Origin of the sequence: Pseudomonas aphyarum (genome assembly GCF_028657055.1) — a bacterium.
GTDB lineage: Bacteria > Pseudomonadota > Gammaproteobacteria > Pseudomonadales > Pseudomonadaceae > Aquipseudomonas > Aquipseudomonas aphyarum.
On record NZ_JAMDGS010000003.1, the window covers coordinates 121,305 to 138,949 of the forward strand.

The 17,645-nt window shown below is 62.2% G+C and carries 13 protein-coding genes; 10 read left to right on the forward strand and 3 right to left on the reverse strand.

Going from position 1 to position 17,645, the window contains the following annotated elements; genetic code table 11:
- Window positions 1-95: 95 nt before the first annotated feature.
- From M5G18_RS05680 to pepN, 8 genes are all read left to right on the forward strand, one after another.
- Window positions 96-986 carry an NAD(+) kinase gene (locus M5G18_RS05680; RefSeq protein WP_007956919.1) on the forward strand — a complete coding sequence of 297 codons (891 nt, stop codon included), beginning with the start codon at window positions 96-98 and terminating at the stop codon, window positions 984-986.
- Window positions 983-1,957 (forward strand): metallophosphoesterase, encoded by a 975-nt coding sequence (locus M5G18_RS05685; protein WP_420793306.1) that lies wholly within the window; start codon window positions 983-985, stop codon window positions 1,955-1,957. The genes M5G18_RS05680 and M5G18_RS05685 overlap by 4 nt, the downstream gene beginning before the upstream one ends.
- Window positions 1,958-2,014: 57 nt before the next feature.
- A complete protein-coding gene (locus M5G18_RS05690) occupies window positions 2,015-3,364 on the forward strand; it encodes an AAA family ATPase (protein WP_273897233.1) in 1,350 nt (449 codons plus the stop codon).
- Window positions 3,364-3,849: a hypothetical protein gene (locus M5G18_RS05695; RefSeq protein ID WP_114882296.1), complete on the forward strand. Its 486-nt coding sequence runs from the start codon at window positions 3,364-3,366 to the stop codon at window positions 3,847-3,849. The genes M5G18_RS05690 and M5G18_RS05695 overlap by 1 nt, the downstream gene beginning before the upstream one ends.
- Window positions 3,849-4,772, forward strand: coding sequence for a tetratricopeptide repeat protein (locus M5G18_RS05700; RefSeq protein ID WP_273897234.1), 924 nt, complete (start codon window positions 3,849-3,851; stop codon window positions 4,770-4,772). Before M5G18_RS05695 ends, M5G18_RS05700 begins: the two co-directional genes overlap by 1 nt.
- 106 nt (window positions 4,773-4,878) lie before the next feature.
- Entirely contained in the window at window positions 4,879-5,139 is a 261-nt protein-coding gene (locus M5G18_RS05705; RefSeq protein ID WP_273897235.1) for a YeaC family protein, read from the forward strand.
- Complete coding sequence (locus M5G18_RS05710; protein ID WP_273897236.1) at window positions 5,136-5,966, forward strand: DUF2797 domain-containing protein; 831 nt, start codon at window positions 5,136-5,138, stop codon at window positions 5,964-5,966. Before M5G18_RS05705 ends, M5G18_RS05710 begins: the two co-directional genes overlap by 4 nt.
- A 10-nt stretch (window positions 5,967-5,976) precedes the next feature.
- Window positions 5,977-8,634, forward strand: a complete 2,658-nt coding sequence (gene pepN, locus M5G18_RS05715; protein WP_273897237.1) for an aminopeptidase N — start codon at window positions 5,977-5,979, stop codon at window positions 8,632-8,634.
- Between the two features lie 303 nt (window positions 8,635-8,937).
- Here the strand turns inward: pepN and katG are convergent, their stop codons facing one another.
- On the reverse strand, window positions 8,938-11,205 hold the full coding sequence (gene katG / locus M5G18_RS05720) for a catalase/peroxidase HPI (RefSeq protein WP_273897238.1): 2,268 nt from the start codon (window positions 11,203-11,205) through the stop codon (window positions 8,938-8,940).
- A 325-nt stretch (window positions 11,206-11,530) separates the two neighbouring features.
- Here katG and M5G18_RS05725 point away from each other — a divergent pair, with 325 nt between their 5' ends.
- On the forward strand, window positions 11,531-13,567 hold the full coding sequence (locus M5G18_RS05725; protein WP_273897239.1) for a TonB-dependent receptor: 2,037 nt from the start codon (window positions 11,531-11,533) through the stop codon (window positions 13,565-13,567).
- 50 nt (window positions 13,568-13,617) lie between these two features.
- On the opposite strand, the gene M5G18_RS05730 is transcribed toward M5G18_RS05725, so the two are convergent.
- Window positions 13,618-15,828 (reverse strand): LTA synthase family protein, encoded by a 2,211-nt coding sequence (locus tag M5G18_RS05730; RefSeq protein WP_273897240.1) that lies wholly within the window; start codon window positions 15,826-15,828, stop codon window positions 13,618-13,620.
- A 286-nt stretch (window positions 15,829-16,114) separates the two neighbouring features.
- Here M5G18_RS05730 and M5G18_RS05735 point away from each other — a divergent pair, with 286 nt between their 5' ends.
- Complete coding sequence (locus M5G18_RS05735) at window positions 16,115-17,146, forward strand: sterol desaturase family protein (RefSeq protein ID WP_273897241.1); 1,032 nt, start codon at window positions 16,115-16,117, stop codon at window positions 17,144-17,146.
- On the opposite strand, the gene M5G18_RS05740 is transcribed toward M5G18_RS05735, so the two are convergent.
- Complete coding sequence (locus tag M5G18_RS05740) at window positions 17,127-17,570, reverse strand: GFA family protein (protein WP_273897242.1); 444 nt, start codon at window positions 17,568-17,570, stop codon at window positions 17,127-17,129. The two genes, M5G18_RS05735 and M5G18_RS05740, sit on opposite strands and share 20 nt — an antisense overlap.
- Window positions 17,571-17,645 lie beyond the last annotated feature (75 nt).

Genomic DNA, 17,645 nt, shown 5'->3' on the forward strand with positions numbered 1-17,645 from the left:
CACCGGTGCATCCTCGGGGCTGAAAGGATTTTGTCTATCCGGCGCTTTCGCCCATAATCGTGCTTTTCGCCGTCTCAGTCCCCCGCAGGAGTCCCATGGAGCAATTTCGTAATATCGGCATCATCGGTCGCCTGGGCAGCTCCCAGGTGCTGGATACCGTCCGCCGACTGAAACGCTTCCTGCTCGATCGTCACCTGCATGTGATTCTCGAAGACACCATCGCCGAAGTCCTGCCGGGCCACGGCCTGCAAACCTCGTCGCGCAAGATGCTCGGCGAAGTCTGCGACATGGTCATCGTGGTCGGCGGTGACGGCAGCCTGCTCGGCGCGGCGCGGGCCCTGGCCAAACACAATATTCCGGTGCTCGGGATCAACCGTGGCAGCCTCGGTTTTCTCACCGACATCCGCCCCGACGAGCTGGAAATCAAGGTCGCCGAAGTGCTCGACGGCCATTATCTGGTGGAAAACCGCTTCCTGCTGCAAGCCGAAGTCCGTCGTCACGCCGAGGCCATCGGCCAGGGCGATGCGCTGAACGACGTGGTGCTGCACCCGGGCAAATCGACGCGGATGATCGAGTTCGAGCTGTACATCGACGGCCAGTTCGTCTGCAGCCAGAAGGCCGACGGCCTGATCGTGTCGACCCCGACCGGTTCCACCGCGTACGCACTGTCCGCCGGCGGCCCGATCATGCATCCCAAGCTTGACGCTATTGTGATTGTGCCGATGTACCCCCATACCTTGTCGGGCAGGCCGATTGTGGTCGATGGCAACAGTGAGCTGAAAATCGTCGTGTCCAAAGATATGCAGATCTACCCGCAGGTCTCCTGCGACGGGCAGAACCACTTCACCTGCGCGCCGGGCGACACCATCACCGTCAGCAAGAAAGCGCAGAAGCTGCGGCTGATCCATCCGCTCGACCACAACTACTACGAAGTCTGCCGCACCAAGCTCGGCTGGGGCAGCAAGTTGGGTGGTGGAGGCGACTGATGCTCGATCCCGCGCGCAGTTATGACCTGATTGGTGACGTGCACGGATGCGCCCTGACCCTGGAACACCTGCTGGACCGTCTCGGTTACCACAAGCAGGGCGGGGTCTGGCGACATCCATCGCGCATGGCCGTGTTTGTCGGCGACATCATCGACCGCGGCCCGCGGATTCGCGAGGCGCTGCACATCGTTCACGACATGGTCGAGGCCGGTCAGGCGTTGTGCATCATGGGCAACCACGAATTCAACGCCCTCGGCTGGAGCACTCCGGCGCCTCCGGGCAGCGGCAAGCAGTTCGTCCGTGAACACACGCCGCGTCACGCCCGTTTGCTGCATGAAACCCTGACTCAATTCGAAAACCATCCCGGCGACTGGCACGACTTCCAGCAGTGGTTCTACAAGCTGCCGTTGTTCGTCGACGCCGGACGTTTCCGCGTGGTGCATGCCTGCTGGGATGCTGGCCTGATCGAGCCGCTGCGCGCGCTGTTCCCCGATGGCTGCATCGACGAACACTTCCTCCAGGCCTCGGCCGTGCCGGGCAGCTTCGCCTGCACCGTGTTCGATCGCCTGCTGCGCGGCACCGACATGCGTCTGCCGGATGGGCTGACCATGACTAGTGGCGACGGCCTGGTGCGTTCGTTTTTCCGCACCAAGTTTTGGGAGGACGATCCGCAAACCTACGGCGACATCGTGTTCCAGCCCGATGCACTGCCGGAACCGGTGGCACAAAAGCCGCTGACCTCCAGCGAAAAGAATTCCCTGCTGCGCTACGGCGTCGATGAGCCATTGCTGTTCGTCGGCCATTACTGGCGCAGCGGCAAACCGGCGCCGATCCGCCCGAACCTCGCGTGCCTGGATTACAGCGCCGTGCTCTACGGCAAACTGGTGGCCTATCGTCTGGATCAGGAAACCCGCCTCGATCCGCATAAATTTGTCTGGGTCGATGTCGAGCGGCCGGAAGCGCTGCGATGACCTCGGCCCGCACACTCTGTTTTTTCAATCCGCAACTGGCTGTCACAAGGATTCACCATGGATGACACGACGCTGGATCAACTGGAGGCGGCATTAAGCGCCTCGCCGGGAAACGTCGCGCTGATCACCTTGCTGCTCAAGGCGTGCCTGGAGCGCGGTGACGTCGAGCGCGGGCTCAAACTGATTCCCGAAGACCTCGAACAACGGGCCGACTTCGAATCGCTCAAACCGGTTGCCGCGCAACTGTATCTGGCGGCCGGGCAGGCGCAGAAGGCCCTGTCCCTGGCTACGGGCGATGATCCCGCAGCGCAATTGCTGCGGGCGCGGGCCCTGGCGGATCTGGATCGTTTCAAGGAAGCCCAGGTGGAATACCGGGCGGCCATCAACGCCAATCCGTCGCTGGAAGACATGGCGCTGTGGCGTCGCCTGAACGTCTCCGTCACCGATTTCAAGGCCGGCGAAGGGCGTCCGAAACTGCGGGTGATTTCCAACGACGACACTGACCAGACCGAAGTCCGGCGCCTGCTGGTGCCAGACAACGACACCGTGACCTTCGACGACATCGGTGGCCTGGACGATCTGAAGAAGACCATCCACAAGAAAATCATCCTGCCGTATCAGAAACCCGGGCTGTTCGAGCGTTTTCGCAAACGTGTCGGCGGCGGTGTCCTGTTGTACGGTCCGCCGGGCTGCGGCAAGACCTTGCTGGCCCGGGCCACGGCCGGGGAGTGCAAGGCGAAGTTTTTCAACGTGGCGATTTCCGATGTGCTGGACATGTACATCGGCGAGTCCGAGCGCAAGCTTCATGCCCTGTTCGAACAGGCCCGGGCCCAGGCGCCGGCGGTGATGTTCTTCGATGAAGTCGAGGCGTTGGGTGGCAAACGCTCCAATACCCGCGAGTCGACCTCGTCGAAGCTGGTCAGCACCTTCCTCTCGGAAATGGACGGCTTCGCCAAGAATAACCATGGTGTGCTGATCCTGGCCGCGACCAACGTGCCGTGGTCGGTGGATTCGGCGTTCCGTCGCCCCGGCCGGTTTGACCGGGTGCTGTTCGTGCCGCCACCGGATCGCGCGGCCCGGGAAAACATGCTGCAACTGATGGTCAAGGGCCGTCCGCTGGCAGCGGATATCGATTTCGCATTCCTGGCCAAACACACCTCGGGATTCTCCGGGGCCGATCTCGGCGAACTGGTGGATACCGCCGCCGATGAAGCCATCGAAGAGTCGATCAGTGAAGGCGCCGAGCAGCCGATCTGTGACCGCCATTTCAAGCAGGCCTTGAAAGACGTGCGCGCGACCACGCTGGAATGGCTGACCACGGCACGCAATTACGCGCGCTACGCCAACGAAGGCAATCAGTACGACGAAGTGCTGGCCTTTCTCGACAAGCACGGCAAGGGGCGCTGATGGGAACCAAGAGTGTGTACCGGATCGAGGACGAACCCCGTCCGGGTGGCCTCGCCAGGTTTGCCGTGGCGCCGTTCTGGCCGTTGCTGGCGCTGATGATGGGCGGGCTGTGGCTGGGACTGCCGTGGTTTGTGCTGAATTCGATTGCGGTGGGCAGCCCGACGCGGGTCCGTGAATGGATCTGGGTCGGCGTCGGCACGGTCGGCAGCGTGATCATCGGCCTGCTCCTGATCAGCCTGCTGAACAATGGCTACCTGACCACCCAGGCCGAGATTCAGTACGCGCTGCTGGTTCTGGTGGTGTGGAAACTCACCATCGGTTACGTGCTGTACACCCTGCAGAATTCCACCATCGAGCTGTATCAGTACTACGGCGGCGAGCTCAACCGTTTTGCACCGCTGGTGGCCCTTGGCGGCGCCTTTGTGCTCAAGGGCGTGGTGGTCAAGCTGGTGCCTGCAACCCTTTGGTATCTGGTGGTGAGCTGATGAATACGTCCCAACTGTTGGAAGTGGCTTACCAGCGTCTGCACGCCCATCACTATGACGGCGCCGTCGACAGCCTGCGGCAATTGCTCGCCGACGACCCCGAGTGTGCGGAAGCGCACGCGTTGCTGGCGCTGTGCCTGATCAGCCTGCGGCGACTGCACGCGGCGCGGCATGAAGCCTCGATGGCGCTGGCACTCGATGCGATGCTGCCGCTGGCGCATTACGCCGCCGCGATGGCCGACCTGGGCGCACGCCGGTTCAAGAGCGCCGAACAACACCTGTTGCAACTGCTCGAACTGGAGCCGGACGAGCCAAGTTACTACCGCAGCCTCGCCGACCTGTTCCAGCTCACCGGGCGCCTGAGCCAGAGCCAGGCGCTGCTGGAAAAGGCCCTGGAACTCGACCCGGACAGCGCGGCCAATCTGGTGGCCATGGCCGAATACCACAAGGCCTGTGGTCACTGGGAACAGGCCGAAGGCTTTGCCCGGCAGGCCTTGCAGGCCGATCCTGGGCATGCAGCGGCAGTGATCGTGCTGGGTCACTTGCTGTTGCGCCAGGGCAATATCAATGGCGCGCGCGAACACGCGATCTGGGCCTTGCAGGAAAACGCCAACGACGTGGCGGCGCTGAGCCTGCTGACTGCCGTGAAGGCGCGCAGCAACCCGTTCATGGGGCTGTGGTGGCGCTTCAACAGCTGGATGACCGAGCGCAGCAACACCCGGGCCATCGTGCTGTTGCTGGCCATGTTCGTGGTCTACCGGGTCACGGTCATCACCGTCACGGCGCAGGGTTATCCCGCTGCCGCCGAGGTCATCGACTGGGTCTGGCTGGGCTTTGCCCTCTATACCTTCACCGCGCCGCAGATCTTCCGACGGGCGCTGGAGAAGGAACTGACTCAGGTAAAACTTTCGAGGGAGTTCTAGGGCCACGGGCGTGACGCCCGTCGATCCGCTCGCCCATCTGATGCCCGGCAGTGTGCCGGGGCATCGGCACCGTTAAACTAGCGACACTTTCTGGAGAGTGTTCAACATGTCGTCTTTTGCCGAATTGATCAAAAACATCACCCCCGACATCTACCAGAGCCTGAAACTGGCCGTAGAGATCGGCAAATGGTCGGACGGTGGCAAGCTCACCGCCGAACAGCGTGAACTGTCATTGCAGGCGATGATCGCCTGGGAAATGCAGAACCTGCCCGAGGAAGAGCGCACCGGTTACATGGGCCCGCAGGAATGTGCGTCGAAGTCGATCGAAGTGCCGAACATCCTGTTCAAGTCGGACGCCATCCATTGATCGAGATCGGCCGCGGTGCAATCAGCAAAATGTCGGCGCGCCTGGACGGGCCCAACGTGCAGTACGCGTTTCGTCTGGATGACGTCGAGGTGCCGGTCAACCCGTTGATCGGCAGCACGGTGCGTCTGGAATACCTGGGGGCGATCCACTGCACCCATTGCGGGCGCAAGACTAAGACCAGTTTCAGTCAGGGTTACTGCTACCCGTGCATGACCAAACTGGCCCAGTGCGACCTCTGCATCATGAGCCCGGAGCGCTGCCACTTCGAGGCCGGCACCTGCCGGGAGCCTGAGTGGGGCGAGAAGTTCTGCATGACCGACCACGTCGTCTACCTGGCCAATTCGTCAGGAATCAAGGTCGGCATCACCCGCGCCACCCAGTTGCCGACCCGCTGGCTCGATCAGGGCGCCAGTCAGGCGTTGCCGATCATGCGCGTTTCCACGCGGCAGCAGTCGGGTTTCGTCGAAGACCTGTTCCGCAGTCAGGTGGCGGACAAGACCAACTGGCGCGCCTTGCTCAAGGGCGACGCGGCGGCGGTGGATCTTGCCGAGGTGCGCGATCAGTTGTTCGCCAGCTGCGCCGAAGGCCTGCAAGGCTTGCAGGAACGTTTCGGCCTGCAGGCGATTCAGCCGGTCACCGACGTCGAGCCGCTGGAAATCCGTTACCCGGTCGAGCAGTACCCGGCCAAGATCGTCAGCTTCAACCTGGACAAGAACCCGATTGCCGAAGGCACGCTGCTGGGGATCAAGGGCCAGTACCTGATCTTCGACACCGGCGTGATCAACATTCGCAAGTACACGGCCTATCAGCTCGCCGTGCATCAATAAGGACTTCAGCATGCGCACCGAACAACCGAAGATGATTTACCTGAAGGACTATCAGGCGCCCGAGTACCTGATCGATGAAACACACCTGACCTTCGAGTTGTTCGAGGACCACAGTCTGGTCCACGCGCAACTGGTGATGCGCCGCAACCCGGCCCGTGGCCCGGGCCTGCCGCCGCTGGTGCTCGATGGCCAGCAGCTGGAACTGCTCTCGGTGACCCTGGCAGACCAGGAACTGAGCGCCGACGACTACCAGCTGACCGAGAACCACCTGACCCTGCAACCGGCCAGCGAAACCTTCACGGTCGACACCAGCGTCAAGATCCACCCGGAAACCAACACCGCGCTGGAAGGCCTGTACAAGTCCGGCACGATGTTCTGCACCCAGTGCGAGGCCGAAGGCTTCCGCAAGATCACCTATTACCTCGACCGCCCGGACGTGATGAGCAAATTCACCACCACCGTGGTCGCCGAGCAGCACAGCTATCCGGTGTTGCTGTCCAACGGCAACCCGATCGCCAGCGGCCCCGGCGAAGACGGCCGGCACTGGGCGACCTGGGAAGACCCGTTCATGAAACCGGCGTACCTGTTCGCGCTGGTGGCCGGTGACCTGTGGTGCGTTGAAGACAGCTTCACCACCATGACCAACCGCAACGTGGCACTGCGCATCTACGTCGAGCCGGAAAACATCGACAAGTGCCAGCACGCCATGAACAGCCTGAAGAAGTCGATGCGCTGGGACGAAGAGGTCTACGGTCGCGAGTACGATCTGGACATCTTCATGATCGTCGCCGTGAACGACTTCAACATGGGCGCGATGGAGAACAAGGGCCTCAACATCTTCAACTCCAGCGCCGTGCTGGCCCGCGCCGAAACCGCCACAGACGCCGCGCACCAGCGGGTCGAGGCGATCGTCGCCCACGAATACTTCCACAACTGGTCGGGCAACCGCGTGACCTGCCGCGACTGGTTCCAGCTGTCGCTGAAAGAAGGCTTCACCGTATTCCGTGATTCCGGCTTCTCCGCCGACATGAACTCGGCCACGGTCAAGCGCATTCAGGACGTGGCGTACCTCCGTACCCACCAGTTCGCCGAAGATGCCGGCCCGATGGCCCACGCCGTTCGCCCGGACAGCTTCATCGAGATTTCCAACTTCTACACCCTGACCGTGTACGAAAAGGGCTCGGAAGTGGTCGGCATGATCCACACCCTGCTGGGCGCCGAAGGCTTCCGCAAGGGCAGCGACCTGTACTTCGAACGCCATGACGGCCAGGCCGTGACCTGCGATGACTTCATCAAGGCCATGGAAGATGCCAACGGCGTCGACCTGACCCAGTTCAAGCGCTGGTACAGCCAGGCCGGCACACCGCGTCTGGCGGTGAGCGAGTCTTACGATGCCGCCGCGAAAACCTACAGCCTGACCTTCCGTCAGAGCTGCCCGGAAACCCCGGACAAGGTTGAAAAGCTGCCGTTCGTGATTCCGGTCGAGCTGGGCCTGCTCGACAGCCAGGGCAACGAGATTGCCCTGCGTCTGGCTGGCGAAGCCTCGGCCCAAGGTACTAGCCGAGTGATCTCGGTGACCGAAGCCGAGCAGACCTTCACCTTCGTCGACATCGCCGAACAGCCGCTGCCGTCCTTGCTGCGTGGCTTCTCGGCGCCGGTGAAACTGAACTTCCCATACAACCGCGATCAGTTGATGTTCCTGATGCAGCACGACAGCGACGGTTTCAACCGCTGGGATGCCGGCCAGCAACTGTCGGTGCAGGTGCTGCAAGAGTTGATCAGCCAGCAGCAGAAGGGCGAAAGCCTGGTGCTCGACCCACGTCTGGTTTCCGCGCTGCGCACCGTGCTGTCGGACGAGTCGCTGGATCAGGCGATGGTCGCGGAAATGCTCTCGCTGCCAAGCGAAGCGTACCTGACCGAAATCAGTGAAATCGCCGATGTCGACGCGATCCACACCGCCCGCGAATTCGCCCGTCAGCAATTGGCGGACAACTTGTTCGAGGCGCTGTGGCTGCGTTATCAGGCCAACCGCGACCTGTCGAAGCAAACCCCGTACGTGGCCGAGGCCGAGCACTTCGCCCGTCGCGCGTTGCAGAACATCGCGCTTTCGTACCTGATGCTCAGCGGCAAGCCGGAAGTGCTGGCGGCAACCCTGGAACAGTTCGACAGCTGCGACAACATGACCGAGCGCCTGACCGCGCTGGCGGTGCTGGTCAACTCGCCATTTGATGAGCAAAAAGCCAAAGCCCTGGCCAGTTTCGCCGAGCACTTCAAGGACAATCCGCTGGTCATGGATCAGTGGTTCAGCGTGCAGGCCGGCAGCACATTGCCGGGCGGTCTGGAGCGCGTGAAAGCGCTGATGCAACACCCGGCGTTCAACATCAAGAACCCGAACAAGGTGCGTGCGCTGGTCGGTGCGTTCGCCGGGCAGAACCTGATCAACTTCCACGCGGCGGATGGTTCGGGTTATCGCTTCCTTGCGGATCTGGTGATCGAGTTGAACGGCTTCAACCCGCAGATCGCTTCGCGCCAACTGGCGCCGCTGACCCGCTGGCGCAAGTATGACGGTGCTCGTCAGGCGCTGATGAAGGCGGAGCTGGAGCGGATTCTGGCTTCGGGGCAGTTGTCCAGTGATGTTTATGAGGTTGTGAGCAAGAGTTTGGCTTGAGGCTAGTTGGTTGGGGGTGGTCTTGAAGTTATGTTTCAACTTTAGATCCAGCCCTCACCCTAACCCTCTCCCGGAGGGAGAGGGGACTGACCGAGGTATTCTGTCGAGCTACATCGACCTGATCTATCGAGGCGAACTCAGGTCTTGACCACCATGGAGATCGGCTCCCTTTCCCCCTCGCCCCCTCGGGGAGAGGGCTGGGGTGAGGGGGTTGGGTTTAAGCCACACCGCATCACTCTCGCCGAACAGAAAAACAAAACGCCGCTCAACGAGCGGCGTTTTTTGTGGCTGGATGAAAAAGGCTTATTGCCGCAAATCAAACCGATCCAGATCCATCACCTTCGCCCAAGCCGCAACGAAGTCCGTGACGAACTGTTCCTTCGCATCGGAACTGGCATACACCTCCGCCAGCGCCCGCAGTATCGCGTTGGAACCGAACACCAGATCGACCCGGGTCGCCGTCCATTTCACGCTGCCGGTTTTACGGTCACGGCCTTCGAACTCGGTTTTCGACGTCGGTTTCCATTCCACGCCCATGTCCAGCAGGTTGCGGAAGAAGTCGTTGGTCAGTGAACCGGGTTTGTCGGTGAACACGCCGTGTTTGGTTTTACCGACGTTGGTGTCCAGCACCCTCAGGCCGCCGATCAGCACGGTGAGCTCTGGCGCCGAAAGGGTCAGCAGTTGCGCCTTGTCGATCAGCAGCGCTTCGGCCGGCACGCGATAGGTGCTGGCGGCGTAGTTGCGGAAACCGTCGGTGTGCGGTTCAAGGAAACCGAACGATTCGACGTCGGTCTGCTCCTGAGTGGCATCCGTGCGCCCCGGATTGAACGGCACGGTCACCGTGTGCCCGGCGTTTTTCGCCGCTTGTTCGACACCGGCATTACCGGCCAGCACGATCAGGTCCGCCAGCGAGACTTGCTTGCCTGCCGCCCCGGCGTTGAACTCGTTCTGAATGCTTTCGAGGACTTTCAGCACCTTGTCCAGTTGCTCCGGCTGGTTGGCCTGCCAGAATTTCTGCGGTGCCAGACGCAAGCGCCCGCCATTGGCGCCGCCGCGTTTGTCCGAACCCCGGAAGGTCGATGCGGCCGCCCAGGCGGTGGAGACCAGTTCCGAAACGGACAGCCCCGACGCCAGTACTTTGCCTTTCAGTGCCCTGATATCGCTGTCGTCCACCAGTGGATGCTTGGCCTCGGGAATCGGGTCTTGCCACAGCAGTTCTTCCTGAGGCAATTCCGGGCCGAGATAACGTGACAGCGGGCCCATGTCGCGGTGAATCAGCTTGTACCAGGCGCGGGCGAAGGCGTCGGCCAGTTGATCGGGATTGGCCAGGAAGCGCCGCGAAATCTTCTCGTAGGCTGGATCGAAACGCAGGGCCAGGTCGGAGGTGAGCATGGTCGGGTCGATGCGTTTGTTCGGGTCGTGAGCGTGGGGAATGGTGCCGGCCCCGGCGCCGTTTTTCGGTTTCCACTGATGGGCGCCGGCCGGGCTCTTGGTCAGTTCCCACTCGAAGCCGAACAGGTTTTCCAGGTAGTTGTTGCTCCACTTCGTCGGGGTGGTGGTCCAGGTGACTTCCAGGCCGCTGGTGATGGTGTCGGCGCCCTTGCCGGTGCCGAACGTGCTTTTCCAGCCGAGGCCTTGTTCTTCGAGGCCGGCGGCTTCCGGTTCCGGGCCGACGTTATCGGCGGGACCTGCGCCGTGGGTCTTGCCGAAGGCGTGGCCGCCGGCGATCAGGGCGACGGTTTCCTCGTCGTTCATGGCCATGCGACCGAAGGTTTCGCGGATGTCCTTGGCTGAGGCCACCGGGTCGGGATTGCCTTCCGGGCCTTCCGGGTTCACGTAGATCAGGCCCATCTGCACGGCGGCGAGCGGATTCTCGAGGTTGCGTTCGCCCTGGTTGGTGCGGCTTTCCTCATTGCCGTGTTCGGCGGGTTCCGCCACCAGTGTGCCTTCGCCCGGCGGCTGCATGGATTCCGGGTCCTTGCCGTAGCGGTTGTCGCCGCCCAGCCATTTGTTTTCCGAACCCCAGTACACGTCTTCATCGGGTTCCCAGACATCCGCGCGACCACCTGAGAAACCGAAGGTCTTGAAGCCCATGGATTCCAGCGCGACGTTGCCGGTGAGAACGATCAGGTCAGCCCAGGAAATGTTGCGGCCGTATTTCTGCTTGATCGGCCACAGCAGGCGGCGGGCCTTGTCGAGGCTGACGTTGTCCGGCCAGCTGTTGAGCGGAGCGAAGCGTTGCTGGCCGGAGCCGGCGCCAGCACGGCCGTCAGCGGTGCGATAGGTGCCGGCGCTGTGCCAGGCCATGCGGATGAAGAGCGGGCCGTAGTGGCCGAAGTCCGCTGGCCACCACTCCTGGGAGTCGGTCATCAGCGCCGTCAGATCGCGTTTGAGGGCCTGGAAATCCAGGCTTTTGAAAGCCTTGGCGTAGTCGAAGTCCTTGCCCAGCGGATCGGATGCGGGCGAGTGCTGACTCAGGATTTTCAGGTTCAGTTGATTCGGCCACCAATCGCGGTTCGTCGTGCCACCGCCGGCGGCGTGATTGAACGGGCATTTCGATTCATTTGCCATGTTCGGGTCCTTATCAGGTCTTCTGCGGCCGGCTCGTGCCGACTTCGGAGTAGTAAGGCTAGACCCGACTCGGCGAGTCAGCTAATAGGCCGACTATTGGTGCGTGATAGGCGCAGTCTCTTACGCAACGTGTCGGGAGCGTATGCCGGGCAGGGCGCTGAAACACCCGTGCTTGAGCGATGGTTTGCAAATCTGTGGAAGAAACGTGATGGCCATTGGAAATGTTATTGTATAACATAAAAATGATTTCATCTGATCGATGCCGGCTACACACCCGCTATAGCGCCGGCATTGATCCTCACCTTTCTGCCTGACGGATCCTGAAATGCCTTCCCGTTTCCACACCTTCCAACCCCGCCTGACGCTCATGGCCTCGGCGCTGCTGATCGCTTCGCCCGCATTCGCCGCCGACCCGCTGGAGCTGCAACCACAAGTCATCACCGGCAATCCGCTGGGCAGTCAGACCCTGGCCTCGCCTTCGACCGTGTTGAGCGGCGACAGCCTGACGCTGCAGCAAAAGGGCAGCCTCGGCGAAACCCTGAACAAGCAGCCGGGTGTGTCGTCGTCCTACTTCGGCCCGGGTGCGAGTCGCCCGATCATTCGCGGGCAGGACGGCGATCGCATCCGCATCCTGCGCAACGGCGTCGGCGCGCTGGACGCTTCGTCGCTGTCCTACGATCACGCGGTGCCGCTGGACCCGGTCAACGTCGAGCGCATCGAAATCGTCCGTGGCCCGGCGGCCTTGCTGTACGGCGGCAGCGCCATCGGCGGGGTGGTCAACACCTTCGATAACCGCATCCCGACCGAAGCCATCGAAGGCATTCACGGTGCCGGCGAGTTGCGCTACGGCGGCGCCGACACCACCCGCAGCAGCGCTGGCAAACTCGAAGCCGGTAATGGCCAGTTCGCCTTGCACCTGGACGCCAGCGCCCGCGAGTTCAATGACCTGAAGATTCCCGGCTACGCCAAGACCAGTCGTGAACGGGCGAACGACGATGGCGATTCGAAGAAGCATCGGCTGGCCAACAGCGATGGTCGTCAGGACGGCGGTGCAGTGGGCGGGTCGTACACCTGGGATGACGGTTACGCGGGGCTGTCGTACAGCAATTACGACTCCAACTACGGCTCGCCGGCCGAAGACGATGTGCGCATCCGTATGGAGCAGGAGCACTACGCGTTCGCCTCGGAAATCCGCAACCTCGACGGCCCGTTCAGCTCGGTGAAACTCGACGCCGGCTACACCGATTACCAGCACCGCGAGATCGAGGGCGGCGAGGTTGGCACGACGTTCAAGAACAAGGGCTACGAGGCGCGGGTCGAGGCCCGGCATCAGCCGCTGGGGCCGTTCAACGGCGTGATTGGCGCGCAAGTCAGCCGCAACGAATTTTCGGCGCTGGGCGAAGAAGCCTTCGTGCCGCACACCGATACCGACGCCGGTGCACTGTTCATTCTCGAAGAGGTGCAAGCCACGGATCGTCTGCTGTTCACCCTCGGCGGACGCCTTGAGCACACCACGGTCGACCCGGACGCCAAAGGCAACGAGCGTTTCGCCAATGCCGATCGCTCAAGCAGCTTCACCGCCGGCAGCCTGTCATCCGGTGGGGTGTACACGCTGACGCCGATCTGGTCGGTCGCCGCCACGCTGGGTTACACCGAACGCGCGCCAACGTTCTATGAGCTTTACGCCAACGGTGCCCACGTCGCTACTGGCACTTATGAGGTCGGGGATGCGGGGCTGTCGAAAGAGAAAGCGGTCTCCAGCGACCTTGCCCTGCGTTTCGACAACGGTACGCACAAGGGCAGCGTTGGCGTGTTCTATAGCCATTTCTCCAACTACATCGGCCTGCTCGGGACAGGGCGCACGCTGAATGACGAAGGGGAGGAGGACGCCGATGGCATCCCCGAATACACCTACTCCGGCGTGCGGGCGCGCTTCAGCGGCATCGAAGCGCAGGATCGCTGGACCCTCGGCGAAAACACCTACGGCAAGTTTGCGCTGGAGCTGTCGGGGGATTACACCCGCGCCAAGAACCTCGACAACGGCCAGGACCTGCCGCGCATCGCACCGCTGCGGTTGAACACCGGTTTGCTGTGGGAGCTGGATCGCTGGCAGGCGCGCATCGATGTGGAACACGCGAGTTCCCAGCACCGGGTGCCGGTCAATGAAAGCAGCACCGACGGCTACACCACGCTGGGGGCGAATGTGGGTTATCACTTTGATGTTGGCCAGAGCAAATGGCTGGCCTTCGTCAATGCCGAGAACCTGACCAACCAGACCGTGCGTTACGCCAGCTCGATCCTGCGCGACATTGCGCCGGCAGAAGGGCGCAGCATTCAGGTCGGTCTGCGCACCACGTTCTGATCGTTCACACCGGATAGGGCGCCAGCGTCGTTGCGACGCTGGCGTCGACCTCAACTCGATTGAGCGGTGTCTTCTTCCGGGATCTCGTCCAGCAGATCCTGTTGCCCCGGCAGTTCGGTGATCACGCTGAAATCACTGACTTCCACGGCGCCCAGGCCATACCCCAACAAGTGAAACGAAAACGCCTTGCGCGGTTGCGGGTTGTCGAAGCTGAAATCCATCTCCAGCGGCTGATCCGCCGTGGCGACCATCTCGGTCGGCAGGCCCAATTGCACGTCCTGCTCGAACTCCTTGGCCTTGAGCTGAATGTACGCCGCCTGCTGCGGATCGACCGAACGCACGGTCAGGCGCACGCGGGTGTGGGAGCCTTTTGGCATCTCCAGGTATTGCGCGCCGATCAGGTTGTCGGCCCAGTCATCCTTGATCTGTGCTTGCAGCGGGATGACGTTGGCGCTGCCGAACTGATAGCGCTGGTTGAGCGGGGTGCGCAGCAGCGACAGGTCCAGGGCGGAGGCGCGGGCGGCGATGTCCCGGGCATTCTGGCCGCTGGCGTTGCCCTTGAACGCGGCGCTTTCGGCGATGAATCCTTCACTGGCGTAATTGCGGCAACGGCGCGGCATGTCGCATTCAGTCAGCAGGCCGCGACCGTCGTGATAGCGCAGCTTGCCGTTGGTGAACGACATGATTTCGCGGCCCGAATCGTAATCGCGAAACAGCGAGCGACCGCTGAGGGCGGAGGGCACCGGAAAGTCGAAGTAATCCAGAATCGACGCGCTCAGGTCGACGTGACCGTAGACCCCGGCGTTCAGGCGCGGCAGTTGCGCCTGCTCCGGCGCCAGGGTCAGGTTGAAGCCCCAGGACGACGCGAGGCGGACACCGTCGATGCCGTGGGATTCGTCCGAGGTGATCACCACCAGCGTGTCTTTCAGCACGCCCTGGCGTTCGAGGCCGCTGAGAAACTGTTCCAGCGCATCGTCCAGATAACCGACGGCGGCCTGCTTCGGCGTGTCATAGCGTTGCAGGTAGTCCTCGGGCGCGGAGTAGGGCTGGTGAGTGCCGACGGTCAGCAGCGTGAGCATCCACGGCTGTTTCTGCTTTTTCAGGTCGCCGACGTATTTCAGTGCGCCTTCAAAGAATGCCTTGTCATCCTTGCCCCACGGAAATTCCAGGTAGTTGGCGTTGGTGAACCACTCCAGGCCATGGGTCGCATCGAAACCGATGTGCGGCATGATCTTGTCTTTGGCCATGAACCGCAGCCCTGCGCCTTGCAGGTAATGCGTGGCGAAACCGTGCTGACGCAATTGCGCCGGCAGACAGGCCTGATTGCGCTCGTGCTGGGTCAGCATTTCCACGCCTTTGGGCGTGCCGTTGTCGAGTTTGTCGTAATCGCCGCAGAGCATGGCGTACAGACCGCGAATGGTCTGGTGGGTGTGCAGCACGTAATCCGGGGTGTTCATGCCGCGCTCGGCCCAGCGGCTGAGGTTGGGCATCAGGTCTTCCTGATAATGGCTGCCGATGGCCCGGCGATTGGCGCCGATGTAGGCGCCGGGAATGCCTTCGAGGGCAACGATCAGCACATTGCGCGCCTGGCCCTTGGCCGCCAGCAACGGGTGACCGTTCAGATCGACATCGGTGAGCCCGGCCATGGGCGGGGGAGCGACTTGTGTATCGCCGTCCAGCCATTCTTCGGCCTGCATCTGTACGTCGGCGACCTGCGCGGCCAGCAACTGGTGCGGCAGGTTGTACAGGCGCCACGGGTCGGCATCGCTCGGATCCAGGTGTTGCGCGCCCCAGTAGGCGGAGAACAACAGCACCGGCGTCGCCCAGGCTGCGCGGGGCAGAGCGGGGGCGGTTGTCGCGCGTCGAGTCCAGTGACTCAGCAACCACAGGGCCAGAGCCACCAGCAGCGCAACCGCTACACCGGGATGGGCGAAGCCGCCGCCGGTGGAGTTTTCCACGAACTGCGGGTCGATCAGGTAATGCAGGTCCGCCACGGTCGGCAGGCGACCGACCGCGCTGACCAGCTCGGCGGTTGCTACGGCCAGCAGTCCCCAGAACAGCAGCACCGGCAGCGCCAGCCACCAGGGGCGGCGATGCAACAGCACCACCAACAGACTGCCGATGGCCAGATCCGACAGGTAACCGAACAGGCTCGACCAGCCAAGTGCCGCCCGCAGGCACACCGGCACGATCAGTACCAGGAAAACCAGAGAAAGAAGACGGGCATCCAGGCGCCGCAGCCGTTGAAAAAGAGCGCTCACAAAAAGACCTTCCAGCCATCAAATCGTCATAAAAGTGTGGGCGATGATACCAAGGGTGGGCTGTCTGATCGCCTTTTTAAACGGCTGGGTGATCCGGTCCCGGAAGGCGCTGTTAGCCACCCGGATGAGCTGGGGCCTTGATCGGCGACCGTCCTGGCGGTTTTCCGGCCTGAGCGCGGCGGCGGTTTTATTGTTTCAGGCTGTTTAACCGGCCTTTGATCCGTTCGTGCTGCATTTGCGAACCAGTGCGATTTACAATGCGCGACCTCTGATGGAGTCGGTCGTCGTGGATTTACTCACGCAACTTCATGTGCAGCTCAGCCGCTGGGTGATCGATCCGGTCACCGAGCAGTTCCTTGGCCTGTTCGATTTGAACGGTCGCCTGGGTGTGGTGTTTCTGCTTACGTCCTATGGCGTGGCTTACGGCCTTTATCGCCACCGAAAATCCCGACATCTGACGCAGGCCCGATCCTTCTGGCAATTTGTCGGCGGCGGTCGTGTCCACGGGCATCGTTCGGCCTGGCTGGATTACCGTTATTACTTCATCAAGGCGATTCTTCGGGTGACGCTGGTGTTGCCCGTGGTCGGCCTCGTCGATCCGCACCTTCTGCGTTCGGGCGACTACGCGCAGTTTTTCACTCAGCTGTGGGGCGCGCGTGAGCAGGTGCCGGATCACCCGTTGATCGCGCTGTTCTACGGACTGGGTGTGTTCCTGTTCAGGGATTTTCTGCATTACTGGATTCACCGCGCCTTCCACTCCCGCTATCTGTGGGAATTTCACAAGGTTCACCATTCGGCGCCGGTGCTGGTGCCGGCCACGGCCAGCCGGATTCACATCGTCGAATCGATCGTTGAACGAATCGTCATCACCGCCGGCCTCGGCGCGTTTGCCGGGGTGGTCTGGTACGCCAGCGGCGGCGAGGTCAGCCGCTATACGTTGTTCGGCGTGACCTGGCTGGTGCTGATCATCAACAGCCTGGGTTCCAATCTGCGCCACAGCCATGTCTGGCTGTCGTTCGGGCCGGCGGTCGAACATGTGCTCAACAGCCCGGCCCAGCACCAGATCCACCACAGCGACGCCCCGCGACATTTCAACAAGAACTTCGCGATCAATCTGTCACTGTGGGACTGGCTGTTCGGCACACTTTACGTCACCACTTCAAAGCCCGAAGTCTTGCGCTTCGGCACGGGCGAGCAGGACCGCACGCGTTATCTGACGTTGTACAGCCTGATCATCACCCCGTTCGTGGACACTGCCAAACGCTTGTCGTCGAACGCCGACGGGCTCAGAACCCGGTTCAACCAGCGTACGCCATGAGGGCTTCGCCGAAGGCTTGCGGGGTCGGGCTCTGCGGCCAGCTCGGCAACTCCTCGGGCAATGTCAGCCAGGGTTGTTTGTGACTGACCCAGATGTGCGCCATCGGTTGCAGTGAGCGACTTTCATCGAGCGTGCCGGCGCGCAGCACTTTCATCCCCGGCGCGGCCGTTGTGGTGTTGAACAATCGCGTGTGGCAGACGCTGCACAGCTGATGTTCGGAGCGCTGCCCATCGAGATCGTAGGCATAAGTGGTCAACGGTCCGCTCAACGTCAGGGCGTCGGCGGGCAGCAGCGCATGCAGGGCAAAGGCGCTGCCGCTCCAGGTCTGGCAATCCGTGCAATGGCAGGCGTAGATCGCCGGCGGCACGTCGGTGTTCAACTGATATCGGACGGCACTGCAGCGACATTGGCCGGTGAGTGTCATGGGCAAGGCTCCTTCAACTGCGGGTTCGATGCCGGGCGCAAGGCCCGTGCGGTATGCTCGCGCAGCATGCCGCAG